The sequence below is a fragment of the Leclercia sp. LSNIH1 genome, from assembly GCF_002902985.1.
In the GTDB taxonomy this organism is placed as follows: domain Bacteria; phylum Pseudomonadota; class Gammaproteobacteria; order Enterobacterales; family Enterobacteriaceae; genus Enterobacter.
Genome location: NZ_CP026167.1, coordinates 4,042,858 through 4,069,137, shown reverse-complemented (window position 1 = coordinate 4,069,137; position 26,280 = coordinate 4,042,858). Strand labels below are relative to the sequence as shown.

The window sequence follows — 26,280 nt, the reverse complement described above, 5'->3', positions numbered from 1 at the left end:
AGCGATTAACGGTGGTAGAAGATATCGCCGTTATACGCTTTGTAGATCTTACCGTCCGTATCACCCACCAGTACGTAGTTCTCGCCCATGTAAGTCCAGTGGGTCCCCGCATCCGGTTCAGGCAGGTTACGCAGCTTATACTGCTTGATGGTGTACTCAGGTGTCAGGTACTGCGCCGGGGCGAAATCACCAATCTTGTATTTCGTAAAATCGGCTACAAACTCCTGTTCCTCATAGGCCTGGATGCCAGAGGGGGCCGCTGCGGCTTGTGGGGCAGCAAATGCTGCGCTCGCCAGTGACATCAATACGCCCAGAAGTAGAATTTTACCTTTAGTCATTTTATCTCCAGATTTACCGTGGCCATTACTCTTGTTCTGCCGTTTCGTGGCTGAGCAACAGATAGTCTATTTTATGTTTTGCCGGTTGGCTAAGGGTGTAAAAAATGTAACAAATCAACACATCCCCCCGCTAATCGCATCAGCTTTAAATATTTACATTGTGAATTTATTTCCTGATTTAGATTTATAGTGTTTATCTTTCTTTTTATAAATTCTTAAATCACTGCCTTCAGACATAATAGTCGTCAACGTGCTATGTTATTTTTTCTGTGGAATGTTTATGATGCCGTTTGATTAATTTGTGCTGTTTTTGATTTGCTTTTTTAAAAAGATATCAACAGACAATCTCCAGTACGGCCAGTGTTTTTTTATTAGGTTATTTTTTTGTAACTCTCTGACTATAGTTAATATTTTTAAATTTAATAATGTAGCAAATTTAATGAGAGCTACAGGGAAATGCGTGGGCATTTAACGGAATATAATAGAGCACCTCTTATTAATGACAATACCACTCCGCACCAGTGTAAGTTTTATTTGCGCACTATTATTGACAGGCTGCACCATTACGCCTGGCCAGCATATAAATACTTCCGGGAAAAATAATATTGCGGTTACTGACAATCCATATGATTTAAATAAAAAAATGGATGTCTGGCCATTAACGCCCTCCGTGATTGAACAGCTTCGCACAAGCCAGGTGAAATCTCAGGCAAATCCGAATCTGGATGAGCAATTAAAGCACTGGGAGTACCGTATCGGCCCCGGAGATGTGCTGATGATCACCGTCTGGGATCACCCTGAACTTACAACCCCTGCCGGGCAGTACCGTAGCGCAAGCGACACCGGAAACTGGGTCGGCGCAGACGGAACGCTCTTTTATCCTTACGTCGGTAAACTGCACGTTGCCGGAAAAACGCTCGCCCAGGTGCGCGAAGAGATCACCGCCCGCCTGGACAGAGTGATTGAAAGCCCGCAGGTTGACGTCAGTATCGCGGCGTTTCGTTCGCAAAAAGCCTACGTTACTGGCGAAGTGGTGAAGTCAGGGCAGCAGCCAATTACCAATATTCCGCTGACCATTATGGATGCGATCAATGCGGCGGGTGGCCTCTCCCCGGATGCGGACTGGCGAAATGTGGTGCTGACGCACAAGGGTAAGGACACCCGGATCTCACTTTATGCCCTGATGCAGCACGGGGACCTGACGCAAAACAGGTTGCTGTGGCCGGGGGATATTCTGTTTGTACCACGCAATGATGCCTTGAAAGTTTTTGTCATGGGTGAAGTGGTGAAACAGAGCACCCTCAAGATGGATCGCAGCGGCATGACGCTGGCAGAAGCCCTGGCGAACGCGGGTGGCCTGAACCAAAGCATGGCCGATGCGACCGGTATCTTCGTCATTCGCTCCAACGGCAACAACAGTCAGGACGGCAAAATCGCGCGTATCTATCAACTCAATGCCCGCGATGCGTCTGCGATGGTGCTTGGCACAGAATTTCAGCTCCAGCCCTACGATATCGTCTATGTCACCACCGCGCCTGTCTCGCGCTGGAACCGGGTATTGACGCAGCTGGTGCCGACGATCAGCGGCGTGCATGATCTGACCGAAACCGTGCGCTTCATTAAATCGTGGCCTGAATAATGATCCGATCCATTCTGGTGATTTGTACGGGAAATGTTTGCCGTTCCCCGATTGGCGAGCGGCTGTTACAGCAACAGCTCCCCTCGTTAACCATCGCATCCGCAGGTATCCGCGCGCTTGCCGGGTATCCGGCGGATCGCTATGCGCAAAAAATTGCTGCCAGGCATGGCCTGTCGCTGGCGGATCATGTTGCACGGCCGCTGACGATAGCAATGATGCGGGAATACGATCTGCTTCTTGCCATGGAGTCAGATCAAATAAACCGGATCTCGCTTATCGCCCCTGAGGTGCGTGGCAAAGCCTTGCTGTTTGGGCAATGGCTGAGGGAACAGGAGATACCCGATCCGTACGGCAAAAGCATGGAAGCTTTTGAATATGTTTTTCGCCTGCTTGGCGAAGCAAGCCAGGAATGGGCCAACCGACTTACCGTTAAGGGATTACGTACATGTCGTCGAACATTGTAAATACTCAGGGTCAGGCTGATAGCCAACATGAGCTTGATCTGGCGCGCCTTCTGGGAGAGTTAATCGATCATCGCGTGGCTATTCTCGGCATTACGCTAATTTTTGCGCTCTTCGGAACGTTATACGCACTCTTTGCATCACCGGTCTATCTTGCCGATGCGATGGTGCAAATAGAAAATAAGCAGCAGAACAGTATTCTCAAAACCTTAAATCAGCTGACACCGGCGCTTTCACCAGATTCCAGCGCCGAAATTCAAATACTAAAATCGCGAATGATCCTGGGTGAAACGGTGGAAGCGCTGCGCTTACGCGATGAAATCACTCAGGTTCGCCTGCCGCTGATAGGCAAAGCATGGGCGAAGCTGACTGGTCAACCCGACGGCACATTGATTCTGGATAATCTGACGCTTCCCGAAACCGCTGCCGAGCCGATTATTTTGACCCTGACCGCCGAAGATAAAGGCCGTTTTCTGCTGGAAGGAGAGGGTATCAGCGCGCACGGCACGGTAGGTAGACCATTGCAGCATGGCGGGGTGAGCATTACCGTTCGCGAATTGTCAGCACCGCCTGGCACGCAATTCCGGGTTCGGCAACGTGGCCCACTGGAAGTGATAAATGCCCTGAGCCGTCAGTTTATCGTGACAGAGCAGGGCAAAGAGAGCGGGATCCTGATGCTGAGTCTGACAGGCCACGATCCTGTGCAGATTAAAAACACGCTCAATCATATCATGCACAATTATCTGCAGCAGAATATTGCCCGCCAGGCCGCACAGGATTCACAGAGCCTCGTCTTTCTGCAACGCCAGCTGCCGCTGGTGCGGCAAGAGCTGGAGCAGGCCGAGGAGCGTCTCAATACCTATCGTAAACAGCGGGACTCGGTGGATTTAACCCTGGAAGCCAAGTCAGTGCTGGAACAGATTGTTAACGTTGACAATCAGCTGAATGAGCTTACTTTCCGCGAGGCGGAGGTCTCTCAGCACTTTAAAAAAGACCACCCCACCTATCGGGCGCTGCGTGAAAAGCGGCAGACTTTAGAGAGCGAACGTGAACGACTGAACAAACGTGTTGAGACGATGCCGTCTACGCAGCAGCAGGTTTTGCGCCTTAGCCGCGACGTGGATACCAATCGGGCGGTTTATCTTCAGCTTCTGACCCGTCAGCAGGAGCTCAATATCTCCCGCTCCAGCACGATTGGCAATGCGCGCATTATCGACTCGGCAGCCACAAACCCTGGGCCTATCAAGCCGCGCAAGGCGTTAATTGTCGCTTTTATGACCCTGTTCGGATTCTTTATCTCTGCCGCTGGCGTGCTGGCAAAAGCAGCGTTACGACGCGGCATTAACGCACCGGAACAACTTGAAAAAGAGGGTATTAACGTTTATGCCACCTTGCCCCATTCGGTCTGGCTGCACAGCAAAACCCGGGTGGGCAACCGCTATTTCTTCCACTGCTCCAGGCGGCATAAAATCAAAGATGTGCCATTCTTGCCCGTCGACAGGCCGCTGGATAATTTTGTCGAAGCCGTGCGCGGATTACGCACCAGCCTGCACTTCGCGATGATGGATGCCGTAAATAATATTCTCATGTTCAGCGGCCCGACTCAGGACTGCGGTAAAACACTGGTTAGAACCTCACTGGCGGCGCTGGTGACGCAGGTTGATAAACGGGTGCTGTTTATTGATGCTGATATGCGTAAAGGCTACGTGCATAACATCTTTGGGTTGCGCAATGATGCCGGTTTGTCGGATGTACTGTCAGGTAAAGTGACCTTCCAGGCGGCGATTCAGACTTACACCAGCGGACAGTTTGATGTCGTGACCTGCGGGCAGTATCCGCCTAATCCTTCAGAGCTGCTAACGCACGATCGTTTTCGTGAATTCATGACCTGGGCCAGCGAACAGTACGACATAGTGATTGTCGACGCTCCGCCGGTTCTGGCGGTCACCGATGCTGCGCTGGTAGGTCGGATCGCTGGCTCTACCCTGCTGGTAGCCCGGTTTAACGTGACCAGCGTTCGCGAGATGGAGGTCAGCCAGCACCGTTTACAGCAGATGGGGGTCAACATCAAAGGGGCAATTCTGAACGACGTCGTGAAATCGGCGGCCAGCTATTATGCTTCCGGTTACAATGCTTATGGTTATTCTGCCGGACAGCACGAAAACGAGAAGAGTAAAGCGAGATAACGAAAGAGAGACCCGGCAGCGAACGCTGCCGGGTGGGACAACTTACTTAGCCAGCAGCTCGTTCGCCGTGCGTTCCACCAGTGACAGCAGGACTTTAACATCCTCCAGGGTCACAATTGGGTTCAGCAGGGTCAGCTTCAGGCAGGTGACACCGTTATGCTCGGTAACACCCACGTTAGCGCGGCCTGATTCCAGCAGGGCATCGCCAATCTTCTGGTTGAGCAGCGCGATGGCCGCGTCATCCAGCTGATGCTCCGGACGGAAACGGAACAGAACGCTCGCCAGCTGCGGCGGCATGACCAGTTCCAGTCGCGGCTGCTCAGTGACATACGCCGCAACCTGTTGGGCCATGGTGACACCGTGATCGATGATCTCAGCGTATTTCTTCTCGCCCAGCGCTTCCAGGCTCATCCACAGCTTCAGCGCGTCAAAGCGACGGGTGGTCTGCAGGGATTTGGACACCAGGTTTGGTACGCCAGCCTCTTCGTCGAACTCAGAGTTCAGGTACGCCGCCTGATAGCGCATCAGCTCATAGTGACGCGCCTCTTTCAGCAGGAACGCCCCGCAGCTGATGGTCTGGAAGAACTGCTTGTGGAAGTCCAGAGTAACGGAATCCACCAGCTCGATACCGTCGAGGTAATCGCGATACTTCTCGGACATCAGCAGCGCGCCGCCCCATGCCGCATCGACGTGAACCCAGATATTCTGCTTCGCCGCCAGCTCTGCAATCGCACGCAGCGGATCGATAGCACCCGCATCGGTGGTTCCTGCGGTGGCAACGATCGCCAGAATCTGTTCGCCGTTGGCATTGCACTGCTCAATTTTCGCGGCCAGATCGTTAAGATCCATGCGCGAACATTCGTCAGTTTTTACCTGGATAACGGACTGGTAGCCGAGGCCCATCAGCGCCATGTTCTTCTGCACAGAGAAGTGCGCGCTCTCGGAGCAGAGCACACGGATCTTACGCAGATCGCCCACCAGACCATCCTGCTGGACGGAGTGGCCCTGACGCGCAAAGAAGGCATCGCGCGCCAGCATCAGACCCATCATGTTGCTCTGGGTGCCGCCGCTGGTGAAGACCCCAGCGTCGCCCGCCTGGTAACCCAGGCGGGTACGCAGCCACTCGATCAGTTTTATCTCGATAATGGTCGCGGACGGGCTCTGATCCCAGGAGTCCATGCTCTGGTTAGTGGCGTTGATCATTACTTCCGCCGCCTGGCTTACCACCAGGCTCGGGCAGTGCAGATGCGCCACACACTGCGGATGATGCACCGCCAGGCTGTCTTTCAGGAAATATTCAACGGCACGCTCGATAGCAGTTTCGTTGCCCAGCCCTTCCGGACTGAATTCCAGGTTGATACGCTCGCGCAGTTCGGCGACCGTTTTACCCTGGTACATTTCCGGCTGTTTCAGCCACTGCATGACCGCCTGGGTGCTCTGCTCGATCGCCTGCTGGTAGGCTTCGATGCTTTGCGCCGAGGACGACAAAATCGGGTTTAAATCTGACATTCTATCCATTGTCTCCGGTTAAACTGGGCGAATGCCCGCAGCAAGCAGCGCCTGCTCAAATTTGTCCAGGAACACATTCAGCTCCTGATCGCTGATCAGCAGGGAAGGCAGCAGACGCACAACGTTACCGTTACGGCCGCCACGCTCCAGAATCAGGCCCGCTTCGAAGCACTTCTTCTGGATCAGCGCAGCGAGCTCGCCGTCGCCCGGGAAGCAGCCCATATGGTCGGCAGCTTCGTGCGGTTTAACGATCTCGATGCCGATCATCATGCCCAGACCGCGCACGTGACCGATAACCGGATAGCGTTTCTGCAGCTCAACCAGCTTCGCTTTCAGCCACTCGCCCTGGGCGGCAACTTTATCAGCGATGTTCTGCTCTTTGAGGATCTGCAGGGTGGTAAGGCCAGTAGCCATCGCCAGCTGGTTGCCACGGAAAGTACCGGTATGGTGACCCGGAGACCAGGCATCGAACTGCTTTTTGATACCCAGAACGGCCAGCGGCAGACCGCCGCCTACAGCTTTGGACATCACCACGATGTCTGGCTGAATACCTGCGTGTTCGAAGGCGAAGAATTTACCGGTACGGGCAAAGCCAGCCTGAACTTCGTCGAGGATCAGCAGAATGCCGTGCTCTTCAGTCACTTTACGGATGCGCTGCAGCCATTCAACCGGCGCCGGGTTCACACCGCCTTCGCCCTGGACCGCTTCCAGAATCACGGCAGCAGGTTTACGCACGCCGCTTTCCACGTCGTTGATCAGGTTTTCGAAGTAGTAGGTCAGCGCTTTCACGCCCGCTTCACCACCGATACCCAGCGGGCAGCGGTACTGGTGTGGGTAAGGCATGAACTGGACTTCAGGCATCATGCCGTCAACCGCTTCTTTCGGAGAGAGGTTGCCGGTTACAGACAGTGCGCCGTGGGTCATGCCGTGATAAGCACCGGAGAAGCTGATAATGCCGCTGCGGCCAGTTACTTTTTTCGCCAGCTTCAGCGCGGCTTCAACGGCGTCTGCACCGGATGGGCCGGTAAACTGCAGGCAGTACTCTTTACCCTGACCTGGCAGCAAGGAGAGCAGGTATTCTGAGAACGCGTCTTTTAACGGCGTAGTCAGATCCAGGGTATGTAACGGCAAGCCGCTGGTAATGACACTTTGAATGCTTTTCAGCACATCAGGATGGTTATGACCCAGCGCCAGCGTTCCCGCACCGGCCAGGCAATCAAGATACTCTTTATTATCCGCATCGGTGATCCACACCCCTTCCGCCTTCGTAATAGCTAAAGGCAGTTTGCGCGGATAACTCCTGACATTGGATTCCATTTCGGCCTGACGGGCCAGATAGGTTTCGTTGGTTTTGAAAGAAGAAGCATTCAAAGTATCAATACGGACTTTATCCGTCATCATATCACTCCTACAACCGCAGCTCAGCACGTGGCTCCGATTGAATAATTAATGAAAAAAATGAGAAGGGCCTCAAAAAACGCGGCCAATATAGAGCCTTTTTGCCCGGGGCTCAATGGTTAATTGTTTATCGTTTTGTAACGCGCGTTGAATCAACGCGCGTAAGGCGTAACCCCGCATGGTAGCTGAGGTTTTGTGGGGGGCGCTTCGTGTAAAAAAGAGGGGCGTTTTAGAATACTTTTGGACTACTTTTGAACGACGTTCAGAATGCCGTTGTCGCGCCCATGGGTTTTATTCCACGAGGCATCGGTCACGCCGTCCGCATCCAGTGAGATCGACAGGACGTAACCTGCGCCTCTGACTTCGTAGAAGTTAGCATTAAAGCGTTTCACCGTGGCTTTTTTGCCGTTGATGGTCGCCTGGGTAAAGCCGTTATTGATGCTGGCTTTGATACCGTTGGCGCTAAATGACGCTTCACGCAGCGGGTCGGCAACGTGTGCCGCCTGACCGTGTTGTACGGCTTCATGCGCATTCTCGAGGGCCTGTTTTTCCGCCGCGGCATTGATGGCGGCCTGACGGTTCTGGTCGGCAACGTAGCAGGCGTCGCGGCTTACGCCTTTGGCCTGACACTGCGCCAAGCGCTGCTCTTCTGAGACGCAGCCCGCAAGAAGCGTAGCCACTATCCCGACTAACAGAATCTTTTTCATACATTAACCTTAAATAAGTTGAGGAACCGATATTCCCCGGGGTTGATAAGTTCATTATTGTTGGTCTGGCCATTCTTACCGTGCGTCTATAATAGAAACGCAGCGATGGCTCGGGATGACTATCGCGGAAGAGATGCGTTATCAGGTTGACGGAGATCACATTTAGCACGAATAGCTAAAAACTTGAGAGTTATCCTGGGACGATTATTGGAGGTTGGGTGAAAAACAAACTATATCTTACGCAAAAGGTGGGACGGGAGAAAAGCGGGGGATCACTGAACATTATTTATAAGCTGTTATTATCCTCAACTCCGTATGTTGTTGATGGGCTTTATTAATAGTAAATAATGAAAAATGAAATCAAGATAGTCAGTATTCCTACTTGCAACCGTCGCTTTCTTTCCTAGGACAAATTTTAAAATTAAATAGCCAAGCGTGTATCTTGGCTATTAATTTTATAGTTATATTTCAAATAATTGTGGCAAATAGAAAACTGCTAACATTATGAACAGACAAATAAAACCAACGATTGAAAGTCGCACTTTTACTCGTAACCAATCAGTGTACTGATTAGGGAGATCTTTGATGAAGCGAATTTGTTCATTGTCCATTCTGCGGGTATGAAATGAATTTTCCCTAAAATATAATGCTTTAATAAAGAAAGCATCACGCATAAAAGAGAAAAAAATCCTGCGTCTTGATAAATTAAAACTTCTGCTGGTCTTGCTCCGAACTTATCTACAAATAATGAGCAAAGCTTAACAAATTTTTCATTGGATAATTTGTCATATATTACGCTGGAAGCGTATGTTGTTATTCCAAGAATCATAAAGATTCCAGAAATCTCAATTCGATGAATGGTCAAAAAATTAATTGCCGAAAACATTACACAATTGCTCCCCGCTTAACTCACCAACAGCACTGCCTACTGTACTGCCAGCATACCCTAAACTAATACCGGCAATGACAGTACAAACCAGTCCACCAACACCTGCACTACCAACACCGATTGCGACACATAATGGTATGGCGTAACCGCCAGCGTAAACTCCACCGCCTGTACCCAAAGCAAAACTACCGATCTCGGTATACTTTTTCTTAGAGCATTCTTTCTCACGACCCACTGAGCAAGCCTGACTTACTTCATTAAGTGAATGGAGTCCGCTGAAGCCAATACCTAAATAACCAGTGTATCGCATTGCTTTAACATATTTGGCTGCCCGTTCAATGTGAGTTGCGTATCCATCAATATCACCCACTCCCGTTTCATTCCATTTGTGGGTAATAGAACTGCTCGAGAGGCCGAGTGCGTTTTTTATTTTGTTATATTCAACAAATTTCATGGCTTTATTAAGGAAACTGACTTTGAGTATGGACTCAAGCTCTTTAAACAACTGGCTACGCTTAACGTAAAATTGTTCACCAATCAACGCACCTCTTGTTATGTAGGTATTCTTATATGTATCCTGAATCTCTTAAAGAATTTTCTCGATATTCTCAAAGTATTTCCCAACAGGATCAGCAGCAAGGCCAATTCCAATATCAGCGTAGCTGGTAAAATTAGCTATAGTAGCGTAATGCTTATGTAGGAAATTAGCTTCCTTGTGCGTCAATGGTGCCAATGCCGCATCAACTTGCGCTTTCGTGGATTTCATATGGGCGATCTGCTCATCGTCCTGCTTATCAGGATCAACCAGAAGCATAATAGAACCAGCTTTATAGCTTTTGCCTGTACCATTCAGTGTAACGAATAACTCTTTGGCTCCTATAGGTGGGTTTTCCGTGAACAGCAGACGTTGCCAGGCCTCTGTGGTGCCGCCATAAGGGAGAACGGCAAAACCTGCATCTATGCCAGTCTTCTTCGCTGTCTGAGCGTACTGTTCAGGGTCTGGTTCAATCTGATCTGGGAATACAGACATTTTGACGAGGTGAGACAGATCGGTGTGTGCTACTGTTTCATCTCCACCAAGTTCGTAATGATCTTCGAAGTTTGAAGGGACGAATTTCGATTTGCAGGGACAGGAGCTATAGCTGTGCAGAGTTCCAGCTATCCTTTTACCATGTATAGAGTCAGTATCAAGACCGCCACAGATACGGTAACGACCTGGATGTTTACCACAGGTCACTTGATGACCTTCACAGGCCATGTCTTTACCGAAAAACTGGTGATCATTCCATCCTTCAATAATCCGACCGCCGCATACCGTCTTATCACCTCTGAACAGAAAGTAACCTTTGGCTGCCATTAGTGCTTATTCCCTGGCATGTTTAAGAATCCTTTCGGGAATGTGTCACCTTCAGGGAAAATCAGCCTGCTGACGGACTGTGGTATTGAGATTATTTCGTCGCCATTATCAAGTATACTTCCAACCAGTGCTGCAGATGCGCCCTGCCTAATACGTGCTCCACCTGCACCGGAAATAACAGTGGCTTCACTGCTATCAGCGTAAACAACCTTATCTCCAACTCGTGCCATCCTATAACCGCCAACCGTACTACCTCCCGAAAGATTGCAGAGCATTCCCTCGTCGCGGGTAACGCTTCCCCCCACAGTGAACCGGAAAATGTAAGTTAATGAGCGACTAACGTGTTTGTTAAAATCTTCAAACTTTTCACGAGTCTTGCTGTCCCAGCTTTCTAAAAAATCTTCGTAGTAGGGTGACTGTGAAGAGGATTCTCGGAGTTCAGGCGTGATCTCATTGGTATATTGCTGCATAAATCCCTATGCTTGTTGTGGAAATATATTCTGTGGCTATTTTACAAACAATGACCACATGAGCAACAAGTATTGAATTTAAGTAAAACTACGTTTCGTAATAGATGGTTGGGAGATAGGGCGATGCTTTGTGATATTGCTTGGTCTATTAAGCACAAACCTTGAGTTACTTCCGATTTTACGCCGACAACTTCTAAATATCAGGTTAATACTAAAAAATCAGTACCAAGTTTCGACAGTTGTTAACATTAGCTGTAAGCAGCGGCCAAAGTAATTCAGGAGCAAGCAAACAAAGCAGAGTATAGCGCTAGTCCTATGGTGATGCCTCAACGATCATTTGATGATGTTTCTAGTTGTAGTGATTATGGTTATGCATGGATTAAACAATAAATTCGATAAAAAATATGGCTTAATTTAAGCCCTTAAAAACTGCAAATAGGGTAAGTTTACATAGTAGATGAACTACCTCTCATCTTATGTGTAAACTTCGATTTGAAACCCGCATAGAATGGGCATTCAAGGGATATATTTTTTAAAGCTATGGTCTAATTTTAGTTTGCAAGATTCTGAAGGGTTATCTAACCCTTTTTGATGCTGAGAGTGCTGAACCCCACTATAAACGGTTTACACATTAATTATGATATAATGAATAACATCAAGTTAATGTGTTTACGCATTGTGCTATTATTAAGGACATTAGGAATAACGAGATAATAGTAATGCAACATCCCCTTAGTAGATCCCTTGAGTAAGGATTTATTAAGGGGTATTCTTTATTTACCATCGATAATTTTTATCACTTCTTGCATAACAGGATCTTCATCAATCCAGTCATTTACCTTTTTAATAAATTCTCCAGCAGCTATAAGGGCTTCTTTCTCTTTAATATAACGGGGCAGTGTGTCAATAATACTCAAGGCCGTTTCTACAGGTTCACCAGTAAAACCTTCATTATCTAAAATACTTGAAGTGATGCTTTCAACAGCACCATTAATGATCGTTACTTGTTTTACAACCTTCTTCAAATCTCCTATAGCCATGTAATCAGTTCCAGCTCTGATAGCTAGAGCTATGTTACTTCTCGCAGCAGTATTACCCGCCTTTACTACTAAATCTTTGAAGAATCCCATTTTATGTTCATTTCTCAATTAATAAACTTATACAGAGAAAGAGACTAATAGCAGGTTAATAAATCCATGATAGAAACGCTATCAATCTCTTTTCCTATATAGCCCCCTAATAAAGAAGGGCTAATAGTACCTGTTTACTCCTATTTGGAAAGCTGAGCGTTTAACACAATTCCATTTTCAACTACAAGCGTTAACGTGTAGCCTTTCTTATGCCATTTCCCGTTATTAGGTTTCCAGCCTTGCCCTAACAGAAACTCAGAACCATCACCGATAGTACCATTGATTACAGCATCAGACTCAGCACTCACCTGTTTAAAAGCGGCGTCGTGATTAACTGGCTTATGTGCGCTTTGTGCGTATTGAATGAATTCACCGTTAGCGTCGTAATAACCCTTTTTACCATGCTTATAGACTACGCCATTATCCTGATCATCTTCATGATAGTTTTCCGAATCAGAGAGGTGATGATGATGATGGTGCTTGTGCTTACTATCGCTACCAATCTCTTTACCATCGAAAGCAGCAGCATGAGCGTTAGCAAGCGCCTGATTCATTGCAGCGCCCTTATATGCGGCGTTAGTCATTGCTTGCTCTTCTGGTGATACGTAGCGTTGAGCACAGCCAGCCAGCACAGAAGTAAGTACACAAACCAAAACTATTTTATTCATTAGTGATTTTCTCCAATATTATCTTCACAATCCGAAAGGAAGCTAATCACATCCTCATAAGCGTTATATGCACGTTTGGAATATTCGTAGGCTTTTTCCGATAAACCAATAGCATCAGCATTTTTAGCTTTACGTGAAAAGTCACTAGCATCTTGAGCAGCAGATCTAGCAGAGTCTAAATCACATGCTATAACATTAACTGTAAACAAAGCCATTAAGCCCACAATCAATAACTTTTTCACACCATCACCATCTATTAATTAAAAGCCTAGAGATATTGTTATTATTTCAAATGATAAAAAACCAACTACTAACCAAATTGTAAAACTAAAATCATCCATTAGCCTTAACCAATCTCAAGGCAATAAATAAGCCAATAAGACTAAAGGCCATGCATAGCAATAATATTTTCATTTAGGATTTTGTATTTATTGCATCGGTTAGTAATGGAATCCACCGCCAGATTTACCGCCGCCGATATGTGAGCCAGCAGTAGAGAAACCGCCAGCAGAGCGGGAAGCTTGCGCGTTGTTAGCACCATTACCAGTGCCATGCTCAGAACGGCTATTTTTCTGATGATCGCTATGTACTGATTTTACAGGGGCATCAAATACGCTTTCATAGGGTATTGAAATCTGGATAGTGGAATCGATAGCAGCGATAGCGCCAGCAGTGGTGATGATACTACCCACTTGCACAGGTGTAGACGCTGGTACAGATGAAACACCTACGTTAATTGAGCTATTCGCAACTTTGCTAGTAATGGCTACAGGATTCCCCACTGGATTAGTTTTAACTCCTGGATTCATCGTAGAAGGTGCAACACCCGGAGCAGCAGCAGAGCTAGCCATTTTGCTAGCAGTCAATGCCGCTTGTAGAGCAGCAGCATCAGTAGTGTTTGCTACAGTGGTGCTAGATAACGTAGCAGGAGCCGCTACACCATTAATCACACTTCCAGCAGGTAAACCAGCTACGGGTGCTGTTGACAGGTTTGGATTAACTACCGTCTGAGATACGGTGTAAGACACTGGAGCAGGAGCAGCACCAACAACAGTACCGGGAGCCATACCGGGTGCGGTAGTAGGGGAGGCGGTGTTTACCGTTACAGTGAGTGGTGCTGATGGTGATGCTGGCGCTGATGGTACTGATGGTGTTGCTGACGGCGTTACAGATTGCACAGGAGCAGCTGGAGCATTAGGTGTAGCACTCATGTTAGCCGTAACCTGATTCATATGTGCTGTAACTTGAGCTTGTTGATTAGCTAAGTCTTGAGACTTCAAAGCATTCAGTTGACCAATTGAAGCGGCTTGAGCATCACGCTGTTGTGCTAACTGATTTCTAAGGGCAGTAGAACGCACTTGAGCTAATGCAGAGTTTAGATCTTTCTGAGCGCGGGATATCTGAGAAGCATCACCAGATTTAGCGGCTTTATCCATATTGTAAGAGGCAAGGCTAGCAACAGCTTTAGCAGCAGCCATATCACGACCTGCCTGAGCTTGCAGAGGTTCAGCATAAGCATTGAAAGCTGAGATAGTAGAAGTAGCGACGATGATAGCAAGAATAGAACGTTTCATGGACTGCTGAGATCCTAATTAAGTTGTTGATAGTAATGATTAATTTTCTAAGGCATTGATTATGCGAATACAAAATTTACATTTGTCAGGTTTGGTAATCTTTTTTAATGCCGTGAAGAAACTATCATCGAAACGGTGTTTTGAAATGTTGATGTACATCACGAAAAGCACGTATAGCTTAAGAGATATGATGTGATAAGTTAGGGAAGTAAGGCTTATTTCTTAGAATGAAAGAAGTGAGTGCTTAAAATGAAATTAAATATTAATTAATCAATCAAATGATTAATTAGAAGAGCATGGTTATTACGATGTTAAATTATTTTAACAAGGTTGGAACCTAATTTTACTGCTGTGTAATATACTTAATCTAGAGCATTGAAAAAACTCTTGCAGAATCCCGACGACAATAAGGCGCGGGCAAACAGCTACCGACAATTACGCCATGAGCGGGAAGCTACTTCAAAGGCCGGATGCACAACCGGGTAAACAAAGGGAAGAAAGCTTAAAAGTAAGCTTTTCAGGAGTTGCCTACTCTCCTACTTTAACCAAACTGTATCTAAAATATAGTGATTAAGATAAATATTACCTTGAATGATTTACTTTACAGGTAAAGCAAAGCTTTACAATGTAGGATGTGTCTTAGGAAAGTTAATAACTTCCTTTCAATTACTTCTAATAACTTCAAAGCCTTTGGCTTTTCGTAGTAAGTCAAAGACAAAAGCAATAATATTATCTTATTATTAAAATAAATATTTCCCTTCAGTTATTTCTAATAACAACACAAATCTAAAGATTTGGTTGTAAGTAAGTCAAAAGATTAAATTCAAAAGACCGATAGTAAAAAGAACAAAGCAAAAGACTGATATTGCATATAGAGATAATTATCTTCTCTTATCGTACCTAATACGGCCTTTCCCTTTTATCGATCTTTTAATCCTTTCCCTCTCAATGGGAATTTGCTCTCTCTATCGGCCTATTAAAGCTTGCGGCTTTCGGACACTGGATAGTTTAAAAACTCATACTCGATCTTTCAAAGTAATCATAGTAGAAGCGCTTTTATTGTGAAGCTCCCTGACAGGTTGAGTGTGAGTCTTTAAGTTATCCATCCTTGCAGCTTAAATTTACACCCTCATTAGTTAACATTTCCTTGTGTTAGTTTGATCACGTACATATAGAGAAATAAAGAATTCCCCCTCACATGAAAAAGAATTTCTATGCCTAGAGAAACTAATTTTTGTGATGGGGCTTTTTTTAATCAATATGTAGTTATATGGTACTGGTTTTATATTTCTTGTAATAATATAAATATATACCCACCTAATTAATGAGATAGTCATTATGAATACATTCAAAGATATTGAGTACTACCAGCCAATCACTAAAAGAGTAGAGAGATTTAGTGAAAGCTATAAACAATCGGTTGGTTTCAAAAAACAGAAACGTAAAGCTAAGAACATCAACACTCTCAGGCAAGAAGCAATTCATGGCAGAGGGTATAAAGTAGATCTTATCTTCCCTTTATCGTTGGGAAAGTTGGAAGGGCTTCTTAATGGCAATTATCGTTTCAATGATTGGAATGAGTTAGAAGAAGTTTAATTGTTTACGGCCTTACGGCGATTTTTCAGCTTTAACCAAACTTAGATTCGCCGTAATACTTTGTATTCTCATGAGATACATTAGTAAATCCCTGGGATTGCATGATTAATTTTATCATTAACCGATACTCCCCAGTTTCTTAAGATTTTTTCACTATTCAAACTATAGTGCTCAACGGCAATTGATTGGATCATAATACCTTCATTTATGTCTAACTCTAAAGCTTGTGTGATTATCATGCAGGCATTCCAGTAAGCGTTTATAGCCATTTTTATATCATCTTCGCATGAAAACTTGGTAACAAATCGCTTTGTAAACCCTTCCTCGTTAGAAAAATTTACTAAGAGTAATTTTTTAATTTCAATGGGCTTGAAAAGTAATATTCTATGCATGTTATCAAGAATGTTTTCAATTGATGCTATATATTTTAATGTTGATTCAGCACTCCTGGTAGGTGGGTTTTCCAATTTCTCTTTTAAAGCAATCCATAGATTATCTACTCGGCGTACGAAATTTTCGTCAGCGATGAATTCACCACAGCTAGTAGACGCCATAGGATAAGAGTACCTATAGGTCGAATAACAGTTGTCAAACTCTAGAGTATATTTTTCGCCTGCCACTTGGAAACTTTTAAATGGTAAGCTTTCAAACATCTCAATAGTGTTTTTTCTATGAGAGTAAAAACCATCGGCCTTGTTTTTTCTTTCTGCTTCTTTTATCTGTTTATCAGTCTGAATGGTTCGATGTATGTTATTTACAACTACGCCAAAGGGAATTGATAAGGATAACAATCCTAACGGCAATTTGCTGATTTCAATGAATTTATTAAATCCATCTGCATCAAGTTTCAGATCGTATTCTCTCCAGCATATAAACCCTATCATCAAGAAAGAAACTATAGGTATTATGATTGCTGCTTTAAATAATTGTTGGTGAGTAAGAGGCTCAGCATTCATTTTGAATGCTTTAACCTTAAACAAATATAAAATGTGTAGTACTAAATATAATAGGAAAAATGCAAATATACCTGAGTTCAATGTCATTTTATCATGCCTTTGATTTTTAATTATTGGTAACTTTTAAATTAAATAATGAAGAGCGCTAAAGCAGCTTCACAAACAACCCTAGTATAATTTTAGCTATTAAACTAAAGGTTTTAACTCTCTTTACTATGAAATCTGATTGCCAATTCTAATTTGTTTTAGTGTCGAGTGAAAGAGGGTTTTAATAATTTGAATGATTTATAACCTTACTTAATCTTGTTGTCTTGACCCACACCCTTACTATCGGACAGCTAACGCAGTTAGCGTTTCTTCTGTCTTTTGCTCCTGCCTTACGCGAAGAAGCGATTGCCCGGAGACGAGTAACTGGAAGCCTGCGACAGTTACAACTTACCTACGCTCTTCACCTCAAGCGGATATACAAGCGGGTGAGCACATTACAGGTGTCTTATTACGTGAGAAACCTATTTCTGGTGTGATAACTGCTGTGATAAGCACTGTGATAAATCGATAATCCTTGCACCCTGCCTACGGCCCCGGTTACACTAAACGCCTACAATTTGTTTCTGTGTAAATGATTGTTTTGTAATTGATTTGACTCGGGGTGCCCTTCTTTGTGAAGGCTGAGAATATACCCGTACCACCTGATCTGGATAATGCCAGCGTAGGGAAGTCAGATGCCCTCCGGGCTATCGCTTCTTCGCGCAAGGCAGGAGCGATACCATGCAGCCTGACCTGCTTAATCTACACGCCTTACACCATTTCCGAACCCGTTCTCCGCTGACCCACTGCATGACCAACGACGTGGTGCAGACCTTTACCGCCAATGTCCTGCTGGCCCTTGGTGCATCACCGGCCATGGTGATTGAAGCCGAAGAGGCGGAACAATTCTCTGCGATTGCTGATGCCTTACTGATTAACGTCGGGACGTTAACCGCGCCCCGCGCCCAGGCGATGCGCCGGGCCATTGAAAGCGCGGTGGCGGCGGACAAGCCCTGGACGCTCGATCCGGTAGCCGTTGGCGCGCTGGCGTACCGCACCCGTTTTTGCCAGCAAATTCTCACCCTGAAACCGGCGGCCATTCGTGGCAATGCCTCGGAAATTCTCGCGCTCGCCGGGATGAGCGCGGGCGGGCGTGGGGTGGACACCACCGACACGGCGGCCAGCGCGCTGCCCGCTGCCCAGGCTCTGGCGCGGCAAACCAATGCGATTGTGGTGGTGACGGGGGAGGTGGATTACGTCACTGACGGACTGCGCACCCAGACCCTGACGGGGGGCGACCCGATGATGACCCGGGTGGTGGGCACCGGCTGTGCGCTGTCGGCGGTGGTGGCGGCCAGCTGTTCGCTGCCGGGTGACCGGCTGGATAACATCGCGGCGGCCTGTGGCTGGATGAAACGGGCCGGTACCCTTGCGGCTGCTCAAAGCCGCGGGCCGGGCAGTTTTGCGGCAACGTTCCTTGATGCCCTGTGGGCACTGGGGGCACAGCGATGAAACGCATTAATGCCCTGACCATTGCCGGTACCGACCCCAGCGGCGGCGCTGGCATCCAGGCTGACCTGAAAACCTTCTCCGCGCTCGGCGCATACGGCTGCTCGGTGATCACCGCCCTGGTAGCCCAGAATACCCGGGGGGTGCAGTCGGTCTATCGCATTGAGCCTGATTTTGTAGCGGCGCAGCTGGAGTCGGTGTTCAGCGATGTGCGCATCGACACCACCAAAATTGGCATGCTGGCGGAGGCCGATATCGTCGAGGCCGTCGCGGAGCAGCTCCTGCGTCATCAGGTTAAAAACGTGGTACTGGATACGGTGATGCTGGCGAAAAGTGGCGATCCGCTCCTTTCACCTTCCGCCGTCGATACGCTGCGTAAGAAACTGCTGCCGCAGGTGGCGCTCATTACCCCTAACTTACCCGAAGCCGCGGCGTTGCTGGATGCGCCCCATGCCCGCAATGAGCAGGAGATGAAAGCCCAGGGCGATGCCCTGCTGGCGATGGGGTGTGAAGCGGTGCTGATGAAGGGCGGGCATCTGGACGATCCTGAAAGCCCCGACTGGCTGTTCACCCGGGATGGAACCCTGCGTTTTACCGCCCCGCGCATCAATACTAAAAATACCCACGGCACCGGCTGTACGCTCTCGGCCGCGCTGGCTGCGCTGCGCCCGCAGCATGATAGCTGGGCAGATACGGTGCGCGAGGCCAAAGCCTGGCTCTCCTGCGCGCTGGCACAGGCGGACACGCTGGAAGTGGGGCAGGGCATTGGTCCGGTCCACCATTTCCATGCCTGGTGGTGAAGGTTAACGCCTATCGCTGGAAAATTCGCCACCCACAGACCAGGCTTAGGGAGCTCGCAATCCTGTGAGCCTGGAGAAAACATGCCGACAGCCCGTCGGCACTAAGGGGAGCAAAACTATGACTGATATTGCGCAGTTGCTTGGCAAAGATGCCGAAAGCCTGTTACAGCATCGTTGTATGACCATTCCAGCCGACCAGCTCTATCTGCCTGGCCACGACTACGTTGACCGCGTGATGGTCGACAACAACCGCCCGCCAGCGGTACTGCGAAATATGCAGACCCTGTATAACACCGGGCGTCTGGGGGGAACCGGCTATCTGTCGATCCTGCCGGTGGACCAGGGGGTGGAGCACTCGGCCGGGGCGTCGTTTGCCGCTAACCCGCTCTATTTCGATCCGAAGAATATCGTCGAGCTGGCGATCGAGGCGGGCTGTAACTGCGTGGCCTCCACCTATGGCGTGCTGGCCTCGGTCTCGCGACGTTATGCCCACCGCATCCCGTTCCTTGTCAAGCTCAACCACAACGAAACCCTGAGCTACCCTACCGAATATGATCAGACCCTGTATGCCAGCGTCGAGCAGGCGTTCAACATGGGTGCGGTAGCGGTAGGGGCGACCATCTATTTCGGCTCCGAGCAGTCGCGCCGCCAGATAGAAGAGATCTCCGCCGCCTTCGAGCGTGCCCATGAGCTGGGCATGGTGACGGTGCTGTGGGCCTATCTGCGTAACCCGGCCTTCAATAAAGACGGCACGGATTACCACGTCTCTGCCGATTTAACCGGGCAGGCCAACCATCTGGCGGCCACCATCGGGGCGGATATCGTTAAGCAGAAAATGGCCGAGAACAACGGCGGCTATACGGCGGTCAAGTTTGGCTATACCGACGATCGGGTCTACAGCAAACTGACCAGCGATAACCCCATCGACCTGGTGCGCTACCAGCTGGCGAACTGCTATATGGGCCGCGCGGGGCTGATCAACTCAGGCGGTGCGGCAGGAGGCGAGACCGATCTCACCGATGCGGTGCGCACGGCTGTGATCAATAAACGCGCGGGCGGTATGGGGCTGATCCTTGGCCGTAAGGCGTTTAAAAAATCGATGGCCGACGGCGTGAAGCTGATTAACGCCGTGCAGGACGTGTATCTCGATAAAAAAGTCACTATCGCCTAGCCATTCTGCCCCTCTTCCGTTGGAAGAGGGGCAGATGCCGGGCGGCACTTTATTTGCCCGGCCTACAGCGACGAGAACTGCTAACGAAACCTTGTTTCATTTCATTCAAATCACCCTTCCGATCCACTTCACATTTCCCCTCTCTTTTGTGAAAAGTATCACTCCCTCCCGTGCAGATGCACAAAAAATGGTCAGCGCTTAGCGGAATTTGTCTAAGGCAGTGGACGAATTTTGCGCTTAAAGTTAGTTTCGAAACAGCTTTTCAAAATGAAAGAACACGCTGAACCTACGCCGTTTTAAGGACAAAAAATGAAAATCGAATCTGTAAACGTCACCGTCTTTCAGTATCCCACCCGCCGGGTCTCTGACAGCGCCGGACATTCCCATCCGGGACCGGAAAGCCTGGCGAAAATGGCGATGCTGACCATTACCGCAGACGATGGCACTAAAGGGTACGCCTTTGCACCGCCGGAAGTGGTGCGCCCCTTTGTGGTCAATACCTTCTTCCGTAAGGTGCTGATCGGCCAGGATGCGTTTAATCGCGAAAAGATCTGGCAGGAGCTGGCGCACTGGCAGCGCGGCAGCGCTCATCAGCTGACCGAGCGCGCGCTGGGCTTTGTCGAGCAGGCGCTGTGGGATCTGATTGGCCGCAAGCTGAATATGCCGGTGTGGAAACTCCTCGGCGGCTATCGCGATAAAGTCCCCGCCTACGGCAGTACCATGTGCGGCGATGACCTGCCGGGCGGTCTCTCCACCCCGGAAGAGTACGCCAGCTTCGCGGAAAAACTGGTTGCCCGCGGCTACAAAGCGATCAAGCTCCACACCTGGATGCCGCCAGTCTCTTTCGCCCCCAACCCGAAGATGGATATCAAAGCCTGCGCCGCGGTGCGTGAAGCGGTCGGGCCGGATATCGACCTGATGATCGACGGCTACCACTGGTACAGCCGCGCGGAAGCACTGTGGATCGGTAAGGAGCTGGAAAAACTCAATTTCGCCTGGTTTGAAGAGCCGATGGAAGAGGAGAGCATGGCCTCCTATGCCTGGCTGGCGGAAAACCTCTCCATTCCGATTATCGGGCCGGAAAGCCTGGGCGGTAAACACCACAGCCGCGCCGACTGGGTTAGAGCCGGGGCGTGCGACATCCTGCGCGCCGGTGCCAATGGCGTGGGCGGCATTTCGCCAACCCTGAAAGTGGCCAACCTGGCCGAATCGTTTGGTATGGACTGCGAAGTGCACGGCAACGGCGCGGCGAGCCTGGCGGTGATTGGCGCGATCAAGAACTGCCGCTGGTACGAGCGCGGACTGCTGCACCCGTTCCTCGATTACGATGAGCCAGCTGCGTACCTGCACAGCCTGATCGACCCGATGGATGATGAGGGCATGGTCAGCCTGCCGACGCGTCCGGGACTCGGCGAAGAGATTAATTTTGCGTATATCGAAGCCAATACCGTCAGCCACGACTGATAAATAAAACTTCTACCCTACAAACGGTATACACAGATGAAGAAAAACTCCCTCACGAGGGCGTGTTTACTCGCGCTCTCGCTGATGATGGGGAGCGGTGCGGCGTACGCGAAAACGCCGCCCGATCAGCTCATCATCGGTATGAACATGAATAACCTGCTGACCCTCGATCCGGCCGCGATGACCGGCAACGAGGTGGTGGGCATTGTGGTCAATCTCTACGATTCGCTGGTGGAACTGGATCCTAACACGCTCACCAACGTCAAACCGGCGCTGGCGAAATCATGGGATATCTCGCCGGACGGCAAAACCCTGACCTTCCACCTGCGCGATAACGTCACCTTCCACTCCGGTAACCCGCTGACCGCCGAAGACGTGGTGTGGTCCATGCGCCGCCTGCTGCACCTGAACCTCGCTCAGGCCTCGGTATGGAAATCTTACGGTTTCAGTAAGAAGAACATCGACCAGCAGATTAAGGCCCTGGATGACTACACCGTACAGCTCACCTTGCCTAAGGCCAACGATCCGCAGCTGGTGATCTACTCCCTCGGGGCGCTGGGCAACCTTGGCGTGCTGGACCGCAAAACGGTGCTTAGCCACGAGGTGAACAACGACTGGGGCAACCGCTGGCTCACCACCAACGAAGCCGGATCCGGGCCGTTTATGCTGGAGACCTGGCAGGCAAAAGATGTGCTGCGCATGCAGCGCAATCCGCACTACTGGCGCGAAGAGCCGAATATGAACCGCGTGGTGTTGCGCCACTTCCAGGAGTCGCAAACCCTGCGCCTGATGGTGGAGAAAGGGGATCTGGATATCGCCAGCAACATGGCGGTGGCTGACATCAACGCCCTGCGCAAGGATCCGCAGCTCACTGTCGAAGCCGTGCAAAAGGGCACGGTCTACTACGTGGCGATGAGCATGAAGGAGAAACACTTCGCCAACCCGAAAGTGCGCGAGGCGGTGCGCTATCTCATTGACTATCAGGGTATCAACAAGGCGCTGATGCCGGGCTATGGCGTACTACACCAGCGGCCCATCAAAGCGGGAATGCCGTCGACGCTGCCTGATCCGGGCTACAAACTCGATATCCCGCGCGCCAGAAAGCTGCTGGCGGAGGCGGGCTATCCGGAAGGTTTTGACACCACCCTGCGGGTGCTGGCGGATCAGCCGTTCCTCAATATCGCCATCGCCGTACAGTCCACCCTGATGCAGGCGGGTATCAACGCCAAAATCATTACCGGCACCGGGAATCAGATCTACGGCGCGATGCGCGAGCGTAAGTTCGACATGCTGGTGGGGCGCGGCGGCAGCGGCGTGGAGCCGCACCCGCACTCCAGCCTGCGCGCGCTGGTCTATAACCCGGACAACAGCGATGAAGCCCGGTTGACTAACTTCCAGGGCTGGCGCACCAGTTTTTACGACAAAACGCTAAACGAGATGATCGATAAAGCGCTGCTGGAGCGCGATCCGCAAAAACAGATCGCCGACTATCAGCAGATTCAGGTGCGTTACGACCAGCTGATCCCGGCGCTGATCCCGCTCTCCCAGATGGTCGATTCGGTGGTGGTGCGTAACGAAGTCAAAAACTTCCAGTCGCATCCCTCCGCCACCACCTTCCTGCGGGAAGTCTACAAAACTGGAGGTGAAAAATGAGTGTTGCGATCCTCGCCCCAGGCTCCCGCACCCGGCGTTTTTCAAAACGCCTGACCCAGGTACTGGTGACCCTGTTCGGCCTGCTGGTGCTGACCTTTTTCATTGGCCGCGTCATGCCGGTCGACCCGGTGCTGGCCATTGTCGGCCCGGATGCGGACCACAGCACCTATCAGCAGGTCTATCAACAGCTGGGCTTCGATAAATCCCTGCTGACCCAGTTCGGGATCTACCTCAATAACCTGCTGCACGGCGATTTTGGCAATGCCCTGCTGACCGGCAAACCGGTGCTGGATGATATTCTGCGCGTCTTCCCGGCCACCCTGGAGCTGGCAACCATGGCGATTATTGTCGGCGCCGGTTTAGGGATCCCGCTTGGGGTGCTGGCGGCCGCGCGCCGTAACAGCGTCTCGGATTATGTGGTACGCATCATCAGCCTGGCCGGGTACTCCACGCCAATCTTCTGGGTGGGAATGATGGGGCTGCTGCTGTTCTACGCCTGGCTTGGCTGGGTAGGGGGCGCCGGACGGCTGGATTTAGGGCTGGATGGCCTGGTGCCGCGTCGCACCGGACTGATGACCGTCGATGCCCTGCTGGCGGGTAATAGCGCGGTCTTCTGGAACGCCATTAACCATCTGGTGCTGCCCGCCTCGCTGCTGGGCTTCCACTCCCTGGCTTACATTAGCCGCATGACCCGCAGCTTTATGCTGGCCCAGCTGTCGCAGGAGTTCATTATCACCGCCCGGGTAAAAGGCTTAACCGAGCGCCAGGTGATCTGGAACCATGCGTTTCGCAACATCCTCGTGCAGCTGCTGACGGTGGTGGCGCTGGCCTACGGCTCATTGCTGGAAGGGGCGGTGCTGATTGAAACCGTCTTCTCCTGGCCGGGCTTTGGCTCCTATCTCACCGGCAGCCTGCTGCTGGGGGATATGAATGCGGTGATGGGCTGCGTGCTGCTGGTGGGGATGATCTTCGTGATGCTCAATCTGCTCTCCGACATGCTGTATCAACTCTTTGACCCGAGGACGAAATCATGACCGTTTCTCTGGATACACCGCTGCGCGCTTCCCGCAGCGAAGGGCGCCAGCGTCTGGCGCGGATGGCCCGCCGCACCTTTGGGTTTGCCGGGCAGATGGCGCGTAACCCGCTGACGGCCATTGGCGGCGGCATTATTCTGCTGCTGTTGATCGTGGCGGCCTTCGCGCCCTGGATCGCCCCGTACAACCCGCTGGTGCAGGATCTCAACAACGCCCTGGTGGCGCCGAACGCGCAGCACTGGTTCGGCACTGACGAATTTGGCCGGGATATCTTCAGCCGCCTGGTCTACGGCTCGCGCATCACGCTCTATATCGTACTGCTGGTGTCGGTCACCGTTGGCCCGCTGGGGCTGCTGCTGGGTGTTACCGCCGGCTACTTTGGCGGCAAGGTGGATGCGGTCCTGATGCGAGTCACCGATATCTTTATCTCTTTCCCGAGCCTGGTGCTGGCGCTGGCGTTTGTCGCAGCGCTCGGCCCGGGGCTGGAACATGTGGTGATCGCCATTACGCTCACCGCCTGGCCGCCGATAGCCCGACTGGCTCGCGCTGAAACCCTGTCGTTACGCCAGGCCGACTTTATCTCCGCCGTGCGTCTGCAGGGGGCCTCCCCGGTACGGGTGCTGTGGCGCCACATCGTGCCGCTGTGCCTGCCGTCGGTGATTATCCGTATCACCATGAATATGGCCGGGATCATCCTGACCGCTGCCGGGCTGGGCTTCCTCGGCCTTGGCGCGCAGCCGCCGGAGCCGGAGTGGGGGGCGATGATCTCCAGCGGCCGCACCTACATGATGGAGTGCTGGTGGGTGGTGACAATTCCGGGGCTGGCGATCCTGATTAACAGCCTGGCGTTCAACTTCTTAGGAGATGGCTTACGTGACATCCTCGATCCTCGCAGCGCCTGATGCGCCGCTGCTCGACGTGCGCGATCTGCACGTCGATTTTATCAACGGACGCGCGGTCACCCACGCGGTGCGCGGCGTCTCCTTTCAGCTCGGGCGCGAGAAGCTGGCGATTGTCGGTGAGTCGGGCTCCGGGAAATCCACCGTCGGGCGGGCGCTGCTGCGCCTGCACCCGGCAAAGGCGCAGATCACTGCCACCCGAATGCAGTTTGGCGATGTCGATTTACGCAGCGTCAGCGAGGCGCAGATGCGCGGCATCCGCGGCAAGCGCATCTCGATGATCATGCAGGATCCGAAGTACTCCCTGAACCCGGTGGTCTGCGTTGGGGATCAGATTGCCGAGGCCTGGCTGACTCATCATCCTGGGCGTAAGGCCGAGGCGAAAGCCAAAGTGCTGGAGATGCTCGATGTAGTGCGCATTCGCCAGCCGGAGCGGGTCTATCAGCTCTATCCGCATGAGATCTCCGGCGGGCAGGGGCAGCGCATCATGATCGCCATGATGCTGATCACCGACCCGGAGCTGGTGATTGCCGATGAGCCGACGTCAGCGCTGGACGTCTCGGTGCGGCTACAGGTGCTGGGCCTGCTGGACGATTTAGTCCAGTCCCGCGGGCTGGGGCTGATCTTTATCAGTCACGATATCAACCTGGTGCGCAGCTTCTGTGACCGGGTGCTGGTGATGTACGCCGGGCGGGTGGTGGAGTCCATCGCCGCCCACGATCTGCACAACGCGAAGCACCCCTACACGCAGGGGTTGATCAATGCCCTGCCTGAGATGAATCACCGCCGTCCGGTGCTGCCGGTGTTGCAGCGCCAGGCCAGCTGGCTGACCGAATAAGGAGCGA

General features: G+C 50.6%; 24 protein-coding genes, 1 pseudogene and 1 riboswitch. Of the genes and pseudogenes, 12 read left to right on the top strand and 13 right to left on the bottom strand.

From position 1 onward, the window contains the following. Positions 1–5: 5 nt before the first annotated feature. Positions 6–338 carry an RcnB family protein gene (locus C2U54_RS20150; RefSeq protein ID WP_103180272.1) on the bottom strand — a complete coding sequence of 111 codons (333 nt, stop codon included), beginning with the start codon at positions 336–338 and terminating at the stop codon, positions 6–8. 499 nt (positions 339–837) lie between these two features. Between C2U54_RS20150 and C2U54_RS20145 the strand changes: the two genes are divergently transcribed. Genes C2U54_RS20145 through C2U54_RS20135 form a run of 3 tightly spaced genes read left to right on the top strand, consistent with a single transcriptional unit; the run spans position 838 to position 4,624 of the window. Next, positions 838–1,977: a polysaccharide export protein gene (locus C2U54_RS20145; RefSeq protein ID WP_103180271.1), complete on the top strand. Its 1,140-nt coding sequence runs from the start codon at positions 838–840 to the stop codon at positions 1,975–1,977. Continuing rightward, positions 1,977–2,441: an arsenate reductase/protein-tyrosine-phosphatase family protein gene (locus C2U54_RS20140; RefSeq protein WP_103180270.1), complete on the top strand. Its 465-nt coding sequence runs from the start codon at positions 1,977–1,979 to the stop codon at positions 2,439–2,441. The genes C2U54_RS20145 and C2U54_RS20140 overlap by 1 nt, the downstream gene beginning before the upstream one ends. After that, positions 2,423–4,624 carry a polysaccharide biosynthesis tyrosine autokinase gene (locus C2U54_RS20135; protein WP_103180268.1) on the top strand — a complete coding sequence of 734 codons (2,202 nt, stop codon included), beginning with the start codon at positions 2,423–2,425 and terminating at the stop codon, positions 4,622–4,624. Before C2U54_RS20140 ends, C2U54_RS20135 begins: the two co-directional genes overlap by 19 nt. Positions 4,625–4,666: 42 nt before the next feature. Here the strand turns inward: C2U54_RS20135 and C2U54_RS20130 are convergent, their stop codons facing one another. The 11 genes and pseudogenes from C2U54_RS20130 to C2U54_RS27320 form a co-directional block, all read right to left on the bottom strand. Continuing rightward, complete coding sequence (locus C2U54_RS20130; RefSeq protein WP_103180267.1) at positions 4,667–6,133, bottom strand: pyridoxal phosphate-dependent decarboxylase family protein; 1,467 nt, start codon at positions 6,131–6,133, stop codon at positions 4,667–4,669. 18 nt (positions 6,134–6,151) lie between these two features. Next, entirely contained in the window at positions 6,152–7,534 is a 1,383-nt protein-coding gene (locus tag C2U54_RS20125; protein WP_103180265.1) for a diaminobutyrate--2-oxoglutarate transaminase, read from the bottom strand. 242 nt (positions 7,535–7,776) lie between these two features. Beyond that, positions 7,777–8,238 (bottom strand): hypothetical protein, encoded by a 462-nt coding sequence (locus C2U54_RS20120; protein ID WP_103180263.1) that lies wholly within the window; start codon positions 8,236–8,238, stop codon positions 7,777–7,779. Positions 8,239–8,782: 544 nt separating this feature from the next. Beyond that, a complete protein-coding gene (locus C2U54_RS20115; RefSeq protein ID WP_233210461.1) occupies positions 8,783–9,124 on the bottom strand; it encodes a hypothetical protein in 342 nt (113 codons plus the stop codon). Further along, positions 9,108–9,668 (bottom strand): hypothetical protein, encoded by a 561-nt coding sequence (locus C2U54_RS27790; protein ID WP_233210460.1) that lies wholly within the window; start codon positions 9,666–9,668, stop codon positions 9,108–9,110. The genes C2U54_RS20115 and C2U54_RS27790 overlap by 17 nt, the downstream gene beginning before the upstream one ends. A gap of 539 nt (positions 9,669–10,207) precedes the next feature. Further along, positions 10,208–10,484 (bottom strand): annotated as a pseudogene (locus C2U54_RS27980) (PAAR domain-containing protein); the annotation flags it as partial. Next, positions 10,484–10,954 carry a PAAR domain-containing protein gene (locus C2U54_RS20105; RefSeq protein ID WP_103180261.1) on the bottom strand — a complete coding sequence of 157 codons (471 nt, stop codon included), beginning with the start codon at positions 10,952–10,954 and terminating at the stop codon, positions 10,484–10,486. The gene C2U54_RS20105 and the pseudogene C2U54_RS27980, both read right to left, overlap by 1 nt. A 773-nt stretch (positions 10,955–11,727) precedes the next feature. Next, entirely contained in the window at positions 11,728–12,084 is a 357-nt protein-coding gene (locus C2U54_RS20100; RefSeq protein ID WP_103180260.1) for a hypothetical protein, read from the bottom strand. A gap of 140 nt (positions 12,085–12,224) precedes the next feature. Next, positions 12,225–12,752, bottom strand: coding sequence for a hypothetical protein (locus C2U54_RS20095; RefSeq protein WP_139156353.1), 528 nt, complete (start codon positions 12,750–12,752; stop codon positions 12,225–12,227). Next, positions 12,752–12,994 (bottom strand): hypothetical protein, encoded by a 243-nt coding sequence (locus tag C2U54_RS27325; RefSeq protein ID WP_139156352.1) that lies wholly within the window; start codon positions 12,992–12,994, stop codon positions 12,752–12,754. Before C2U54_RS27325 ends, C2U54_RS20095 begins: the two co-directional genes overlap by 1 nt. A gap of 198 nt (positions 12,995–13,192) precedes the next feature. Then, positions 13,193–14,326 carry a hypothetical protein gene (locus tag C2U54_RS27320; RefSeq protein ID WP_139156351.1) on the bottom strand — a complete coding sequence of 378 codons (1,134 nt, stop codon included), beginning with the start codon at positions 14,324–14,326 and terminating at the stop codon, positions 13,193–13,195. Between the two features lie 1,338 nt (positions 14,327–15,664). Here C2U54_RS27320 and C2U54_RS20090 point away from each other — a divergent pair. Continuing rightward, positions 15,665–15,922: a hypothetical protein gene (locus C2U54_RS20090; RefSeq protein ID WP_103180258.1), complete on the top strand. Its 258-nt coding sequence runs from the start codon at positions 15,665–15,667 to the stop codon at positions 15,920–15,922. A gap of 80 nt (positions 15,923–16,002) precedes the next feature. Here C2U54_RS20090 and C2U54_RS20085 read toward each other — a convergent pair whose 3' ends face one another. Continuing rightward, a complete protein-coding gene (locus tag C2U54_RS20085; protein ID WP_103180257.1) occupies positions 16,003–16,965 on the bottom strand; it encodes a hypothetical protein in 963 nt (320 codons plus the stop codon). A gap of 548 nt (positions 16,966–17,513) precedes the next feature. Next, positions 17,514–17,611: riboswitch (TPP riboswitch) on the top strand. 35 nt (positions 17,612–17,646) lie between these two features. Between C2U54_RS20085 and thiM the strand changes: the two genes are divergently transcribed. From thiM to C2U54_RS20045, 8 genes are all read left to right on the top strand, one after another. After that, positions 17,647–18,417: a hydroxyethylthiazole kinase gene (thiM, locus tag C2U54_RS20080; RefSeq protein ID WP_103180256.1), complete on the top strand. Its 771-nt coding sequence runs from the start codon at positions 17,647–17,649 to the stop codon at positions 18,415–18,417. Beyond that, a complete protein-coding gene (thiD, locus tag C2U54_RS20075) occupies positions 18,414–19,214 on the top strand; it encodes a bifunctional hydroxymethylpyrimidine kinase/phosphomethylpyrimidine kinase (RefSeq protein WP_103180255.1) in 801 nt (266 codons plus the stop codon). Before thiM ends, thiD begins: the two co-directional genes overlap by 4 nt. A 118-nt stretch (positions 19,215–19,332) precedes the next feature. Further along, on the top strand, positions 19,333–20,385 hold the full coding sequence (fbaB, locus tag C2U54_RS20070; protein ID WP_103180254.1) for a class I fructose-bisphosphate aldolase: 1,053 nt from the start codon (positions 19,333–19,335) through the stop codon (positions 20,383–20,385). A gap of 309 nt (positions 20,386–20,694) precedes the next feature. Next, positions 20,695–21,849, top strand: coding sequence for a mandelate racemase family protein (locus tag C2U54_RS20065; RefSeq protein WP_103180253.1), 1,155 nt, complete (start codon positions 20,695–20,697; stop codon positions 21,847–21,849). 36 nt (positions 21,850–21,885) lie between these two features. Beyond that, complete coding sequence (locus C2U54_RS20060; RefSeq protein WP_103180252.1) at positions 21,886–23,502, top strand: ABC transporter substrate-binding protein; 1,617 nt, start codon at positions 21,886–21,888, stop codon at positions 23,500–23,502. Next, on the top strand, positions 23,499–24,536 hold the full coding sequence (locus C2U54_RS20055; protein WP_103180251.1) for an ABC transporter permease: 1,038 nt from the start codon (positions 23,499–23,501) through the stop codon (positions 24,534–24,536). Before C2U54_RS20060 ends, C2U54_RS20055 begins: the two co-directional genes overlap by 4 nt. After that, a complete protein-coding gene (locus C2U54_RS20050; RefSeq protein WP_103180250.1) occupies positions 24,533–25,438 on the top strand; it encodes an ABC transporter permease in 906 nt (301 codons plus the stop codon). The genes C2U54_RS20055 and C2U54_RS20050 overlap by 4 nt, the downstream gene beginning before the upstream one ends. After that, positions 25,410–26,273, top strand: a complete 864-nt coding sequence (locus C2U54_RS20045) for an ABC transporter ATP-binding protein (protein ID WP_103181111.1) — start codon at positions 25,410–25,412, stop codon at positions 26,271–26,273. Before C2U54_RS20050 ends, C2U54_RS20045 begins: the two co-directional genes overlap by 29 nt. Positions 26,274–26,280: the final 7 nt, after the last annotated feature.